This is a genomic window from Sinorhizobium mexicanum, from assembly GCF_013488225.1.
In the GTDB taxonomy this organism is placed as follows: domain Bacteria; phylum Pseudomonadota; class Alphaproteobacteria; order Rhizobiales; family Rhizobiaceae; genus Sinorhizobium; species Sinorhizobium mexicanum.
Window position 1 is genome coordinate 2,538,355 of sequence record NZ_CP041238.1, and the last position, 13,369, is coordinate 2,551,723.

Genomic DNA, 13,369 nt, shown 5'->3' on the forward strand with positions numbered 1-13,369 from the left:
CGTGCTTTAAAGAAATCGTGGCGTTTCGGATCTGTCCGGGCGCCCTATCGAGCGCCCGGACGGTCGGGCATCAGATCCGGGCGAAGCCGAGCAGGGCCTTCACGTTGGCATGCTTCTGTACAAATGCCACGCCGATGATGTAGACCACGCCGCCGACAATCCATGATTGAAGAGCCGGAAAACCGATGTAGGCGGTGTTCAGCATTGGCAGCAGTCCAGCGGTATAGAGGCCAACCAGTGTTCCCGCGGCGAGTGCGATAACGCCGGGCCAGTTGGCAATGCCCAGTTCGCTCCAATTGGCGACGCGGTGCATTGGCCGCTTGATACCGAACAGCAAGGGCAACAAGAAAAGGTCGATCGCCATAATCGTGCTCGCGACCGGAACCGTCGTCGAGCCGATCCCCGTGACAATGTTGAAGGTATCCTGCAAGTTCGGCAGGTAGAATGTAAGGACGGTCGCGATCAGGCCGAGTGCGACGACGGTATATTGCCGCCGCCAGCCGCGGATACCGGAAAGCAGGTTCTGAGCTCCATTGACGGCGATGTAGAGATTGCCATCCTGCACAGCCCACTGGTTGATCACGATGACAGCGATGCCGATCAGCGCGCTGCCGAACATTGTAAAGTTTACGAAATAGCTGATGCTTTGCCCGAAGTCCGGCTGGTTCGAGAGCGCCGCGATCATATAGCCCATCACAGGAAACAGGAGCGCTCCGACGAGGTAGGAAACGATGATCGTCGGCAAATTCCACAAGGATTCGCGACCGACCTTGGCGTAACGGAAGAAATCCGGTTCGTTACCCCAGGTCGACAGGCCGACGAGAGCGCCGGTCACCATGATCATGGAAGTTGGCGCATCGACATGTGGGATCGCCGCGAGAACATCACCGGATGTGGCAAAGAAGGCGCGGATCGTCGCGTAGACGCCCCAGATCAGGATCACTGGAACGGCGATGTACTGAGCGAAACGTTGAACACCTTCAAAACCGAAGTAGGTGTTGATGATCATGACGAAGGCAAGCACTGCCGTGACCAGCCCGACCGCAGGCAGCGTCATGAGTCCGCCGGTGATGTCGATGACGAATTTCACCGTGAACAGATAAAACGCCATGCCGTTGACAATCAGCAAGAGCGACACCAGCGCGCTGCCGAGGGTGCCAAAAACGCTTCTTGCCATTACTGAATGCGTCTGGCCCGTGGCAGCGCCAGCATTCGCGGAGCCCAGGCAATAGAGGCTCATCACCGCAACGGCGATCAGCATTGAAATGATCAACTGCGACAACGTGAGGCCCTGGAAGCGGGCGCCGTATCCGACCAACACTGTGCCAAACACGGCTTGCATGGACAAGAACTGCGCCAGCATGCGGAAGTTCGAACGCCGCTTCTCCAATGGAACGACGGACTCGGTGTAGTCCGCTATGTCTTCTTCGGTCGCTGATAGAATGCTTTCGATTTCGGCGATTGCCGATACCGTCTCAGTGGCTCGCGCCTCTTTCCCATTTGATGGGTTCTGCATGCTCATCTTGTAATCCCCTTTTCGAGGTGTGTTCCCCTGGCTGACCGTCGCCTTTCTCCACGAAGGAAGCATCAACGGCGTTGATGCGAGGTCGCCATGCAACACGATGAGATCACAGTCACTTGGGTTCAACGCCCAAACATCGAACGTAGTGCATTAACGAAATCAATGCAGCGCAAACGACAAGTGCACCCGATCAGGCCGCACTTTTCAATTCCTCACGAATCTCTGTGATAAAAAGCTCGCGCGAGATTTGGGCCGGACTGTTGGGGTCGGTTACGACATATATGCCAGTCCGCGGCACGCCGTCGCCTGCAAGCAGCGGCCAGAGCCTACCGCTGTCAACGTCCGGCTTGGCATACCCTTCCGGCAGAAAGCAGATCCCCACTCCAAGCATTGCCAGGCGTTTGGCCTCTTCGAGATGATTGGACATACCGGCAACATGACGTCCTAGTCCGTGTTGCAGGCGGAATTCGGTGAGTTCGTCTCCTTCGTCGGCACCCGTCAGCACAAACGACTCCGAAGCGAGATCCGACGGGCCGCTTGCCTCGACGCCAAACATCGGATGCGAGCGGCCGCAATACGGCCGATGAACCTCGGTGAAAAGCGGCAAGTAGCTCAATTCCGCCCGCATGACACGCGAAGGCGAAATGCCGACATCGACCTTATGCTGTATCAGAGCATTTACAACGTCCGTCCAGGCGGCGACCTCGACGATGAGCTCCACCGCCGGGTATTTTTGGTGAAACGTCTCGATCGCCTGATCCAGCGCTGGAGCAACCAGGTTGCTTACGAGCATGACCCGCAAATGTCCGCGCACCTCGGCCTTGATATCGGACAGGCGAGCCGGAATCTCGCGGACCGAAGCAGCAAAGACACTACACGTATCAGCCAATATGCGGCCCTCTTCCGTCAATTCGAAACCGGTCGGTCCGCGCCGACAGAGAGTTACGCCAAGCCGCTCCTCCAACCGTTTCAAGGCCAAGCTCAACGCTGGCTGTTTGCGATTGAGCAATGCAGCGGCTCTCGTAATGCCGTGAGCCTCCACGATCTCGTTGAACAGCTTGAGCAGGTTCCAATCGAGATTTTTTGCGAAGCGCAGATCCCGAAGTCTCGGCTCCGGCTGCAGACGTTTCAAGACCGACTCCTCCAAACTCACTCTGATAGAGGTATATCCTAAGTGAAGCGAAATAGGACATTGCACGAGGTCATTACCAATGACTGCATTGGGTCGAGAGCGGAACCTACAGCGCCGCGCGTCTTATCGGATGCGCAAAGGACGCTGTGGCACTTTAATTGCAGCATATTCAATCCTTAAATAGGCTAGCATGTAGGAAAACACGCAATAGCCGTTCCATCACGCCGAGAACGAGAGCGATAGCCGGGAGCAAGCCATGTGCAGAAACATCAAACCCCTGTTCAATTTCGATCCGCCGGCGACGGACGAGGAAGTCCACGATGCGGCGTTGCAGTTCGTGCGCAAGCTGAGCGGAACGACCAGGCCGTCGAAGCGGAATGAAGCGGCGTTCGATCGCGCGGTGCATTCGATCGCGCAATGCGCCCGCGAACTCATCGATTCGCTCGAGACCTCGCAACCGCCCCGCGACCGTGAGGAGGAAGCCGCGAAGGCACGGGCGAGAAGCGCAGCCCGGTTCGCGTGAGCTGCTGGCGGTTCCGCGCCCAGTTTCGCCTGCCTATGGAAGTTCGATCTCGCCGTCCACCACGTGATTGAGGCCGGTGCCTTCCGCTGTCAGCGTCATGCGGACCTTCAACTTCTTGCCGCCGGCCTCGCCTCCGCGCACGGTCTCCTCGATCTTGCGCTGCGACGTGACGCCGACTTCCTTCAGGAACTTGCGGATCGACATGTTGAAGGCGTCTTCACTCATGGCAGAACTCCTCTCTATCCGGAGGAGATTGTAAGGGAAGGCAAGCGGTCAAGGAAGGAGCACGCGCCGTGTCACAGAAAAAGACCCCGAGCCGGGAGGAGGCGTCGGGGTCTCTTGATCGGCCCCTTGGGAGGAGGAGCGGAACCGATCGGTTGTCTCGCGCAGCGGGAGGACGTACTGCGCGGTGTCAAGGGGAAGATAGATCATGCCCCATCATCGAATAGTTCCCTGGGTAACATCGCAGCGTCGTGCGTCTGACGAGACGAAACAGATACCCGTCTTCCGCGTCCGCAGGCGCTTACGGCGCAATCATCTTGACCGTTTCATCGGTCGTCCAAAGTCCGTTTGCCATATATCGGAAGTTGATCAGTGCGGCGAGATTGCCGTCGCCCTCGGGCAACTTGGGCGCGGCTACGGCGTCCCGAATAACGGCGACCTCAAATCCCTCTTCAAGGAACTCGCGGAGATGCGATTCAACGCACATGTTGGCGAGCATCCCGGCGAGGACGATCTGGGTGACGCCCTGTTTGCGGAGCTGGAAGGAAAGGTCGTTTTGCTGCGGCCCGTAGAGCTTGTGAGGCGAGGCGATAATGGTCTTGCCATCCTCAATGTATTTCTTGAACCGCGGCAGGAAGTCTGCCCCCGAGCCCTCGAAACCCTCCAGCGAATAGGGGTCTTTTCTGTCGAATATGCCAAGCTCATGCTGGAATATTTCGAGAGGCCCCTGCACCTTCCACGTGTGATCCCACTTGTAGTAATGGTGAGGCGATAGTGCGACGACCATTCCTGCCTGCTTTGCTGCGGCGAAAAGCTGATCAAGGTGGGAAATGACATTGCGTTCGGTGACGGCTTCGCCCAAGACCGGCCAAGCTTTCCCTTCAGGGCTCATGAAGTCGTTCTGCGCGTCGATAACCACGAGCGCCGCCTTCGAGACGTCGAGTTTCATGTTCCCCTTGGTCAGTGCCGGTTTGGCGGGGTCCTGGTAATAATCGACAAGCGGCTGCGCGGCCATGGAAGCGCCGGCTCCAGCGAGAATAACCGCGCCAGCGAGGATCGCTGTGCTCAATTTCCGAATGAATTTCATTTCACGACCCAACATTTCGATATCTCCTTTCGTTGATCGTCAGTTTCGCATTGGGGATGGTTGCCGGCGCGCTTGCCGCGCCGGCTAGCGCATCGGCCCGAAAATCGGAATCGATTTTCGGAAAGCACGATGCGTAGATTCAAAGACTTACAGCGTCCTTTGTGCGTCCTGATGGACGCACGGCGCTGTAAAGTGCTAGGCCTTCACAAAGGCGAGCAGGTCGGGGTTCACGACATCGGCATGGGTGGCGCACATGCCGTGTGGGAAATTTTTGTAGATCTTGAGGGTGCTGTTCTTCAGGAGCTTCGCGGAGAGCGGAGCGGAATCCTCGATCGGTACGATCTGATCGTCATCGCCGTGCATGACGAGCGTCGGCACGTCGATGATCTTGAGATCCTCGGTAAAATCGGTCTCGGAGAACGCCTTGATGCCGTCGTAATGCGCCTTGGCGCCGCCCATCATGCCCTGGCGCCACCAGTTCTGGATCACAGCTTGCGAGCTCTCCGCGCCGGGCCGGTTAAAGCTGTAGAAAGGTCCGCTCGCGAAATCGAGGTAGAACTGCGCACGATTGGCGGCGAGCTGACGTCGGAGGCCGTCGAACACCTCGATCGGCAGGCCGCCGGGATTGGCCGGCGTCCTGACCATGATCGGCGGCACGGCGCCGATCAGCACCAGCTTGGCGACGCGGCCCTGGGGCTGGCCGTAACGAGCCACGTAGTGCGCCGCCTCGCCGCCACCGGTGGAGTGGCCGATATGGACCGCATTTCTGAGGTCGAGATGTTCGACCACTGCGGCGACATCGGCCGCGTAGTGATCCATGTCGTGACCGTCGCTGACCTGGGCGGAGCGGCCGTGGCCGCGTCGATCATGGGCGACAACGCGATAGCCCTGCCCGAGGAAATAGAGCATCTGGGTATCCCAGTCGTCTGCGCTGAGCGGCCAGCCATGGTGAAAGACGATCGGCTGAGCGTCGCGCGGACCCCAGTCCTTGTAGAAAATCTGGACGTCGTCCTTGGTCGTAACAGTGGCCATGTTGTTGATCCTTTCAGATTGCGTGTTGCTCGGAATGGAGGGCTGAGAGGCAGCAGCCGGCAGGATTGGCAGAGCCGACAAAGCCGCCGCGCCGAGGCCGAACAGCAGGAGGTCGCGGCGGACCGGATCGATGGGTTTGGAAAATGTCGTGCTCACTGGCGGCTCCGTTGCTCAATGGGATTGACAGCACAATACGAGCACGCATCAATGTCTCAAACGACATTAATCCCGGGATTTCGGCCATGGCCCGCCACGTGACATTTCTCGTCTATCCGGAATTCGTGCTGCTCGACCTCAGTGGCCCGCTCGAGGTGCTGTCCAATGCCGGCGAGATATCGGGGAAGCGCTATGGCCTCCGGGTTGCGTCCGTCACGGGAGGATTGGTGCGCAGCACCTGCGGTGTGGAGGTTGCGACGGTACCGCTTGCGATCGAGGCGACGGACACGTTCATTGTCGTCGGCGGGCGGGAACCGCCGGAAGGGGCATGGGTGAGCGAGGTCGCGAATGCCGTTCGCGGCGTATCCGCGCGGGCCCGCCGCACCGCGAGCGTCTGCACGGGTGCTTTCCTGCTGGCCGAAAGCGGGCTCCTGGACGGGCGCGCCGCGACGACCCATTGGTTCTACGCGCCGAAGCTGCAGGCCCGATATCCGGCGCTTGAGGTCGATGGCGACCGCATCTTCACCAGCGATAATGGCGTGTGGACGTCGGCAGGCATGTCGGCAGGCATCGATATGGCGCTCGCCCTCGTTGAGGAAGATCTCGGCAAGGCGACCGCGCAGGCCGTCGCGCGCATGCTTGTGGTCTACTACCGGCGACCGGGCGGCCAGTATCAGTTCTCATCGTTGCTCGACTTCGATCCCGGCTCCGATCGCATCCGCAAGGCGCTGAGCTATGCGCGGGAGAATCTGGCCGAAAACCTTTCGGTGGAGCGCCTCGCCGACGTCGCGCACCTGAGCGTCCGCCAGTTCGGGCGTGCCTTCTCCTCTTCCACCGGCATGACGCCGGCCAAGGCGATCGAGCGGCTCCGCGTGGAGGCGGCGCGTCCCCTGGTCGAGGAGGGTCGGCTGTCCTTCGACGAGATCGGCCGTCTCGTCGGATTCACCGATCCGGATCGCCTGGCCCAGAGCTTCATCCGGATCTTCGGCCACACGCCGCAGGAGATGCGGCGCATGGCCAGACAGGCTGCTGCAGCAGAGCGGACGGCATGATCAACTGAGGTGTCGCATTGTCCAACGTCTGGATAAATCGGTGTGCGTTTCTCTGTAGTGGCCGAAGCGGTCGCATTGCCGCCGAGACCACCGCATCTTCCTTTGGTCCTGGCCGATTAAAGTGCTGCCGCGACCTTGGAGTGACGTCCGCAATGTCTATATAACGCGGCCGCAGATGCCTCCGGACTGGATGATGGAATGAGCGACGAATTGCAGGCGCGAGCTGCGCACTCCGCAGCGATCCGCGAACGCGCGGAAGCGGAAATGAAAGCGATCGGGATCGATGACGCGTTCATCGGCCGGTTGGTCGATACGTTCTACGCCCGTGTGCTCGCGCATCCGGAGCTTGGCCCCGTGTTCGACGCAAGGCTTTCGGGGCGGTGGCCGGAGCACATGGAGAAGATGAAAAGCTTCTGGTCTTCGGTTGCCTTCCGCAGCGGCGCCTATGGCGGAAAGCCTGTCCAGGCGCATTTCGGCATCGCCAACATGAAACCGGCGCTTTTCCAGAAATGGCTGGCGCTCTTTGCCGCGACGCTTGACGACATTGCGCCGAACAATGACGCGAAGGCCTGGTTCATGACCACGGCGGAGCGCATTGCGCGAAGCCTGACACTCTCGCTCTTCTACAATCCGGCGCTCGACGACCCGGCGCTCAAGCGTTCCTGAAACCGGCACTTTTGCCGATGACGGGTGTCCCTTCTGAGAGGACCTTGCACCCGAGGATGCTAAGCTCCGGGTGGAATGTTCGCGTTGCCGTTGCCGATCCGAACAGGCAGAAATCGCCAAATGCGGGAGGTTGCCGGACCGCGCGGCAAAGACGCAAAACGCTCCATTCGCAGACATAACTCCGCTGACGTCTTGCAACTTTGAGAGGTCAGGAACATGGTTGTATCTTAGGTCGCAGGGGATTTTTTGCGACCGATGTGCATGCCGCTACTGCATGTTTCCTCAAATCGTAGCCGATGTAAGACAAAAACACGCAGCAATTCAAAGTGCTACAGCGTCCTTTGTGCGTCTGAAAAGACGCACGGCGCTGTAACGTAGCTTTTCAGCGCAAAGGAGCTTTCCCATCATGTCGGAAAAATCTGAGAAGGGCCTCGATCGCCGCGACTTTGTGATTGCATCAATCGCCACGGTGGGCGCGTCCGCTGTCCTCGCCCGCAACGCTGGCCCTGCGCAAGCCCAGGACACGTCTGCATCCTCCGGCAATACGGCATCGGTGGCACCACAGGGGACGGTCTACACGGGCGACGTGATCGACGGGAAAAAAGTCGTCAGCATGCTCGACGTCAACGACCTGGAACCCGGAAAGAAGCACCTTCTGTATTTCCAAGGCGTGCAGATGCCCAGCGGACAGCACTGGTATGTCTCCGTGACGGTCGCAAAGGGGGCGAAGCCGGGCAAGCGTGGCGTTCTTACCAGCGGTGTGCACGGCGACGAGATTAGCAGCATACATACGGTCCAGACCGTGATGAACCAGATCGACCCCGCTGAGATGTCGGGCACGGTGATGGCGGTCACGGACGTGTCCCCTCCAGCCCTGCAAAGCATGCAGCGCAGATGGCCCAACCAGGGCAGAGGCATCGACCTGATCGACTTGAACCGGGTGTGGCCCGGGAACGAGAACGACGTCACTGCACCCGGCCGACACGCCTGGCTCCTGTTCAACAGGCTGCTGCGGCCGAACGCCGACTTCGCGCTCGACTTCCACACCGGCACAACCGGATTCGAAGTCACCGACTTCAATCTCGGCGGCATGGACGTACCCGAGGTCAAGGCGATGGTGGAGCTCTATCCGATCAGCCAGATCTACGACAACCATGCCTATCCGGGCCTGCTGCACAACGCGTTCAGGGACGTGGGCATCCCGGCCTTTACGCCGGAGGTCGGCGCGGCGCGCGTGCTGGACCTCGAAATGATCCCACTGTTCGTGGAAGGGACGATGAACGTCCTCAAACATCATGGGATCGTTGCCGGGCCGATGGGCCGCACAGCCAAGGACGTGCCTGCCTTTATCGGCGACAGTTCCTTCCCGATCCTGGCTACGGAGGGAGGGATCGTCGAGCATCTGGTTAAGCTGAACGACAAGGTCGAGCCCGGACAGAAGGTAGCCGTCCAGCGCAACAGCTTCGGCGAAGTGGTTGCAGAATATACGAGCGCGGTGTCCGGAGAGCTAATCGGCCAGCGAAGCGATGCAATGGCGGAACCCGGCAACCCCTTGGTATTTATCCTTTTCAACAGGGGGACGCCGGAGGGCGTTGAGACCTATCCCGAGTAGTCCCCCCGCCCGCAAGCAAACTTCACATTTGCGAACGGCGTTGCGCGGGCTGTATTCGCTGTGGCTGCTCAATGGCGGTTTCGGCCCAAAGCAGTCTTTCACCTGTCACGGCACTCGGGAATCCATTTCAGGATAAAGAACAACGCTTTCCTGCGCGGTTGGCTCGTTGCGCGCCCCGACAAATACGGCTGGTTGGGCTCCCCGATTGACGGCCACGTGCAACACGTTGGCGGGGATGTATAGATAATCTCCTGGGTGCACCACATCCCGGTGCTGGAGTTCATCGCCACTCCACAGTTCCAACTCTTCACCGCTCAACATGTAGAAAGCAGTCTCATGGCGCGCATGCACATGCGCCTTGGTGCGTCTCCCAGGCGGGATCGTAGCGATACCGAGCCACAGTGCGGTTGAGCCAACCGACTCCGCACTAATGCCAGGCAGGTAATCGGACCCCTGTTCAGCTCGGTATCCTGCGTCCCCTTTGGATACCAGGGCCTTGCCCCGCGAGAAGCCTGGACCTGCATCGGTTCGTTCTTCTGAAATCGTCATTTCGATCTCCTCTGTGGTAGCTTGGTGGACCTACGCAAAAGGATCACAAGAAGACCGGCTGGAGTCCTTAATGGGAGAGCGAAAAGTTCCGAATTCTTCCGAAGAAGCCGTGGCCGATAGCGTCGCGCCGCAACGGTTCGCGTTCGGGGCGTTCATCCTCGACATGCAGCGCGGCGCACTGACCTGTGAAGGGCGGCGGGTCGCAATTGGCCATAAGGGCTTGTTGCTGCTGCACGCGCTCGTGCGAGCGTCGACGCAGGTCGTGAGCAAGTCCGCGCTGATGGAAGCTGTCTGGCCCGCCGCTATCGTTGAGGAGAGCAATCTCTCGGTTCAGATCGCTGCCCTACGCAAGATGCTAGGGGCCCAACCGGAGGGGAACGATTGGATCGCGACCGTGCCTCGTGCGGGGTATCGTTTTGCCGGCCGGGTGAATAGCCTGCATCCTGACGCCGCTGATGCGCCCGCGGCGTTGCCCGGTTCGCCCGCGAACCCCGGCAGACCGTCGATCGTGGTCCTACCGTTTGCTAATTTGAGCAATGACAAGGAACAGGCGTATCTGGTGGATGGCATTACCGAAGATGTGATCACTGCGCTCACGAGATTTCGGTGGTTTCGGGTAATCGGGCGCAATTCAAGTTTCGTCTACAGAAACAAGTCAGTGAGCGCCAAGCAGGTGGGCCAAGAACTGGGTGTCGGTTATGTGCTCGAAGGAAGCGTGCGCCGCTCTGGCGGTCGCCTTCGAGTCTCCACTCAACTGGTCGAGGCCACCTCGGCCAGCCAAGTCTGGGCCGAACGGTATGACTTGGAACTGGAAGAGGCATTCGCAGTTCAAGACGCCATCGCGGAGAGGGTCGCAGGTGCGATCGAGCCAGAACTGCTGAAGACGGCATCACTCCCCGTGGCGGCGCGGCATACGGGAAATATGACGGCGTGGGAGATAGTGCGGCAGGGGACCTGGTATTTCCACCACGTTGGCAAGCAGACCCACCTGATGGCACGAGAGCTATTCCGGGAGGCATGTCGGCTCGACCCCGAACTTGCTGAAGCCCATCTCTGGCTTGGTCGCGTGAGCGCAGGCATCGTCGCCTATGGATGGAGCGAGCATCCTTCCGAGGACATCAGGGAAGGGTTGGATGCCGCCTTGGCAGCAGTTCGGCTCGACGAAAAGAACCCGTACACACATTACGCGTTGGCGATCTGCAGCGCTTACTCGAATGCACCCGAACAGGCGGTCCTTGCCGCCGAAAGGGCGATCGAGATCAGCCCGAGTTTCGCCCTTGGCCACCTTGTCCTGGGAATGGCGGAGCTCTTTAGGGGTAGCGCGTCTGGTGCCATAGCGCCACTGGAACACGGCCTCATGTTGAATGCCAACGACCCTCAGAACTTCGTTTGGCTGAACTTGCTGGCGCTGGCTTACTTGTTTGCAGGCGACGGAGCCGGCGCGCTGGCTGCTGCCGTGAGAGCGCGAAAGGTGCGCCCTGCATGGCGGCCGGTCCAAGAAACGCTAGCCTGCTGCTATGCGACTGTCGGGCGTCTTGCAGAGGCTCGATCATCGCGCGAGTTGATGAGCGAAATGGAGAACCCGCCAGGCGATGCTTTGGAGCCGCTAAGACAACGTAATCCGCACTGGCAGGAACGATTGGCAGAATTGTTGAAGCAAATCCCGAGTGACCCGCTTCCGACAGGAGAGCAGACATAAGTTCTCTGCAGACAGGTCTCATAGGCACTTGACGAATGCTGTCATAAACCTAGTCGGCGAGCGCCCGCCATGATGGTGCCGGTAATGAAGAAGCGCGGCCCACCTCCCCTGGCGCTTGTGCCGGGACTTACGTCGCCAATGCGGAGAAGGTGGTGCACTCCATCGATTTGAGCTGGAATCAGGGCCGGACCGGGAAGCCAACGCTCGTCGGTTCGGAAGGTTCGCCCAGAAGCGACAGACATTCGAGTCCATTTAACAGCCGCGCATAGGCGCGGCGGCAACCGGGGAACGACCGGATGTCGCTGGGCAGATGGGATGGTTGCCGCTTCCCCGGCGGCATCGAAAGCGGAGAGGACGGCGATACCGCCTGACACCGGGGTCGGCTGGTACTTTGTCCTTCGTGTCGCTTCCTGGAGGGATTTGATCGCGCCGGAAGCGGCCCTTGCGATCTGTCCGGGCAAGCCGTCTCCGTGCTATGTTTCCCGTCCGGATCGCAAGGCGGAGGGAGGGAGAGCGAAATGACACGACGCGTCGCCGTTCTGTTGTTCGACAACGTAGAGGTCATGGACTTCGCGGGGCCTTTCGAAGTGTTCGGAGTAACAGGGCAACGGGAAGGCAAGCGCCTCTTCGACGTCTACACCGTCGCCCGGGAAAGCAAGCCTGTGCTGGCCCGGAACAACCTCAGCATCAATCCGGACTATAGCTTCCGCGACTGCCCCATCATGGACATCCTGGTCGTTCCCGGAGGCTTCGGGACGCGGAGGGAGAAGCATAATCCGTCCGTCCTGGATTTCGTTCGCCAGCATGCTGGCCAGGCTGAGCGGGTTCTGTCCGTATGCTCCGGCGCCCTGCTGCTTGCCAGGGCCGGCCTGCTGGACGGGCTGCAAGCGACCACGCATCGTGGAGCCCTTGCCGAACTCCAGGCGGACGCCCCGACCGCGAATGTTCTTCAGGATGTGAGGATTGTCGACAACGGAAGGGTTGTCCTCTCGGCTGGCGTTTCCGCCGGGATCGACGCCGCACTCTACCTCGTCGCCGAGTTGCATGGGCTTGAACAGGCAACCGAGACAGCAACGTACATGGAATATGATTGGCGGTATCATCCGAACGCAGCCAACCCGGCCATTCGCCTGGCGAAGGCATCTTCGGAGATGGCGCCGCATCGTCAATGACATTTCGTTGCCTGAATGTCACGCCCCTGCAAGTTCAGGCGAAGGCTTGCACTTTCCTCAAAGAGCTGGGTGGACAGCGGGTCCCGTGGTCGGCATGCAGAGCGACTGCAATGTAGTCTTTCCGGACGAAGCGCGACGATCGGTCGTGGCCCCCGTGCGGCCTTCTTCCCTCAATCGACCCGGCGCAGACATTCCTCTACCATCGGTTTCTGGTCCTCGTCGGCCGAAGCGGTCGCATTGCCGCCAAGACCACCGCATCTTGCTTTGGTCCTGGCCGATTAAAGTGCTACCGCCACCTTGGAGTGACGTCCGCAATGTCTATATAACGCGGGCCGCAGATGCCTCCGAACTGGATGATGGAATGAACGACGAATTGCAGGCGCGAGCTGCGCACTCCGCAGCGATCCGCGAACGCGCGGAAGCGGAAATGAAAGCGATCGGGATCGATGACGCGTTCATCGGCCGGTTGGTCGACACGTTCTATGCCCGTGTGCTCGCGCATCCGGAGCTAGGACCCGTGTTCGACGCAAGGCTTTCGGGGCGGTGGCCGGAGCACATGGAGAAGATGAAAAGCTTCTGGTCTTCGGTTGCCTTCCGCAGCGGCGCCTATGGCGGAAAGCCGGTCCAGGCGCATGTCGGCATTGCCAACATGAAACCGGAGCTTTTCCCGAAATGGCTGGCGCTCTTTGCCGCGACGCTTGACGACATTGCGCCGAACAACGACGCGAAGGCCTGGTTCATGACCACGGCAGAGCGCATTGCGCGAAGCCTTACCCTCTCGCTCTTCTACAATCCGGCGCTCGACGACCCGGCGCTCAAGCGCTCCTGAAGCACCTTATTTCCCGGCGTGCCTGATCGGATCGTACGATGCCGTTGCTGGTTCGCGCGCCCTTGGAACATGCTACTGCATGTCGCCTTTAATCGTAGCCGATTAAAGGACAAAGA

13 protein-coding genes are annotated in these 13,369 nt (G+C 59.9%); 7 read left to right on the top strand and 6 right to left on the bottom strand.

Going from position 1 to position 13,369, the window contains the following annotated elements; genetic code table 11:
* Nucleotides 1-70: 70 nt before the first annotated feature.
* Both FKV68_RS12000 and FKV68_RS12005 read right to left on the bottom strand, forming a co-directional pair.
* The gene (locus tag FKV68_RS12000) at nucleotides 71-1,522 is read right to left on the bottom strand and encodes a cytosine permease (protein WP_180938065.1); all 1,452 of its coding nucleotides are present in this window, start codon (nucleotides 1,520-1,522) and stop codon (nucleotides 71-73) included.
* A 190-nt stretch (nucleotides 1,523-1,712) separates the two neighbouring features.
* Entirely contained in the window at nucleotides 1,713-2,720 is a 1,008-nt protein-coding gene (locus FKV68_RS12005) for a LysR family transcriptional regulator (RefSeq protein WP_180938066.1), read from the bottom strand.
* Between the two features lie 190 nt (nucleotides 2,721-2,910).
* Between FKV68_RS12005 and FKV68_RS12010 the strand changes: the two genes are divergently transcribed.
* Nucleotides 2,911-3,177: a DUF2277 domain-containing protein gene (locus tag FKV68_RS12010; RefSeq protein ID WP_180938067.1), complete on the top strand. Its 267-nt coding sequence runs from the start codon at nucleotides 2,911-2,913 to the stop codon at nucleotides 3,175-3,177.
* Between the two features lie 33 nt (nucleotides 3,178-3,210).
* On the opposite strand, the gene FKV68_RS12015 is transcribed toward FKV68_RS12010, so the two are convergent.
* The 3 genes from FKV68_RS12015 to FKV68_RS12025 form a co-directional block, all read right to left on the bottom strand.
* Nucleotides 3,211-3,402, bottom strand: coding sequence for a DUF6494 family protein (locus FKV68_RS12015; RefSeq protein WP_180938068.1), 192 nt, complete (start codon nucleotides 3,400-3,402; stop codon nucleotides 3,211-3,213).
* 298 nt (nucleotides 3,403-3,700) lie between these two features.
* Nucleotides 3,701-4,501 (bottom strand): cysteine hydrolase family protein, encoded by an 801-nt coding sequence (locus FKV68_RS12020; RefSeq protein WP_245181198.1) that lies wholly within the window; start codon nucleotides 4,499-4,501, stop codon nucleotides 3,701-3,703.
* Between the two features lie 180 nt (nucleotides 4,502-4,681).
* Nucleotides 4,682-5,518: an alpha/beta fold hydrolase gene (locus FKV68_RS12025; protein ID WP_180941474.1), complete on the bottom strand. Its 837-nt coding sequence runs from the start codon at nucleotides 5,516-5,518 to the stop codon at nucleotides 4,682-4,684.
* Nucleotides 5,519-5,760: 242 nt separating this feature from the next.
* Between FKV68_RS12025 and FKV68_RS12030 the strand changes: the two genes are divergently transcribed.
* The 3 genes from FKV68_RS12030 (at nucleotide 5,761) to FKV68_RS12040 (ending at nucleotide 9,004) form a co-directional block, all read left to right on the top strand.
* Nucleotides 5,761-6,726 carry a GlxA family transcriptional regulator gene (locus tag FKV68_RS12030; protein ID WP_180938069.1) on the top strand — a complete coding sequence of 322 codons (966 nt, stop codon included), beginning with the start codon at nucleotides 5,761-5,763 and terminating at the stop codon, nucleotides 6,724-6,726.
* Nucleotides 6,727-6,924: 198 nt separating this feature from the next.
* Entirely contained in the window at nucleotides 6,925-7,392 is a 468-nt protein-coding gene (locus FKV68_RS12035; protein ID WP_180938070.1) for a group III truncated hemoglobin, read from the top strand.
* A 406-nt stretch (nucleotides 7,393-7,798) separates the two neighbouring features.
* A complete protein-coding gene (locus FKV68_RS12040; protein WP_180938071.1) occupies nucleotides 7,799-9,004 on the top strand; it encodes a M14 family metallopeptidase in 1,206 nt (401 codons plus the stop codon).
* 105 nt (nucleotides 9,005-9,109) lie between these two features.
* Here FKV68_RS12040 and FKV68_RS12045 read toward each other — a convergent pair whose 3' ends face one another.
* Nucleotides 9,110-9,553, bottom strand: a complete 444-nt coding sequence (locus tag FKV68_RS12045; RefSeq protein WP_180938072.1) for a cupin domain-containing protein — start codon at nucleotides 9,551-9,553, stop codon at nucleotides 9,110-9,112.
* Nucleotides 9,554-9,623: 70 nt separating this feature from the next.
* Here FKV68_RS12045 and FKV68_RS12050 point away from each other — a divergent pair, with 70 nt between their 5' ends.
* From FKV68_RS12050 to FKV68_RS12060, 3 genes are all read left to right on the top strand, one after another.
* On the top strand, nucleotides 9,624-11,252 hold the full coding sequence (locus tag FKV68_RS12050) for a winged helix-turn-helix domain-containing tetratricopeptide repeat protein (RefSeq protein WP_180938073.1): 1,629 nt from the start codon (nucleotides 9,624-9,626) through the stop codon (nucleotides 11,250-11,252).
* 518 nt (nucleotides 11,253-11,770) lie between these two features.
* Nucleotides 11,771-12,424 (top strand): DJ-1/PfpI family protein, encoded by a 654-nt coding sequence (locus FKV68_RS12055; protein ID WP_180938074.1) that lies wholly within the window; start codon nucleotides 11,771-11,773, stop codon nucleotides 12,422-12,424.
* A gap of 361 nt (nucleotides 12,425-12,785) precedes the next feature.
* Nucleotides 12,786-13,253, top strand: coding sequence for a group III truncated hemoglobin (locus FKV68_RS12060; RefSeq protein WP_180938075.1), 468 nt, complete (start codon nucleotides 12,786-12,788; stop codon nucleotides 13,251-13,253).
* Nucleotides 13,254-13,369: the final 116 nt, after the last annotated feature.

Coding starts and splice junctions, on each gene's coding strand:
- FKV68_RS12010 (WP_180938067.1), top strand. CDS start 2,911: ATGTGCAGAAACATCAAACCCCTGTTCAATTTCGATCCGCCGGCGACG.
- FKV68_RS12025 (WP_180941474.1), bottom strand. CDS start 5,518: ATGGCCACTGTTACGACCAAGGACGACGTCCAGATTTTCTACAAGGAC.
- FKV68_RS12020 (WP_245181198.1), bottom strand. CDS start 4,501: ATGTTGGGTCGTGAAATGAAATTCATTCGGAAATTGAGCACAGCGATC.
- FKV68_RS12035 (WP_180938070.1), top strand. CDS start 6,925: ATGAGCGACGAATTGCAGGCGCGAGCTGCGCACTCCGCAGCGATCCGC.
- FKV68_RS12015 (WP_180938068.1), bottom strand. CDS start 3,402: ATGAGTGAAGACGCCTTCAACATGTCGATCCGCAAGTTCCTGAAGGAA.
- FKV68_RS12000 (WP_180938065.1), bottom strand. CDS start 1,522: ATGAGCATGCAGAACCCATCAAATGGGAAAGAGGCGCGAGCCACTGAG.
- FKV68_RS12040 (WP_180938071.1), top strand. CDS start 7,799: ATGTCGGAAAAATCTGAGAAGGGCCTCGATCGCCGCGACTTTGTGATT.
- FKV68_RS12045 (WP_180938072.1), bottom strand. CDS start 9,553: ATGACGATTTCAGAAGAACGAACCGATGCAGGTCCAGGCTTCTCGCGG.
- FKV68_RS12030 (WP_180938069.1), top strand. CDS start 5,761: ATGGCCCGCCACGTGACATTTCTCGTCTATCCGGAATTCGTGCTGCTC.
- FKV68_RS12060 (WP_180938075.1), top strand. CDS start 12,786: ATGAACGACGAATTGCAGGCGCGAGCTGCGCACTCCGCAGCGATCCGC.
- FKV68_RS12050 (WP_180938073.1), top strand. CDS start 9,624: ATGGGAGAGCGAAAAGTTCCGAATTCTTCCGAAGAAGCCGTGGCCGAT.
- FKV68_RS12055 (WP_180938074.1), top strand. CDS start 11,771: ATGACACGACGCGTCGCCGTTCTGTTGTTCGACAACGTAGAGGTCATG.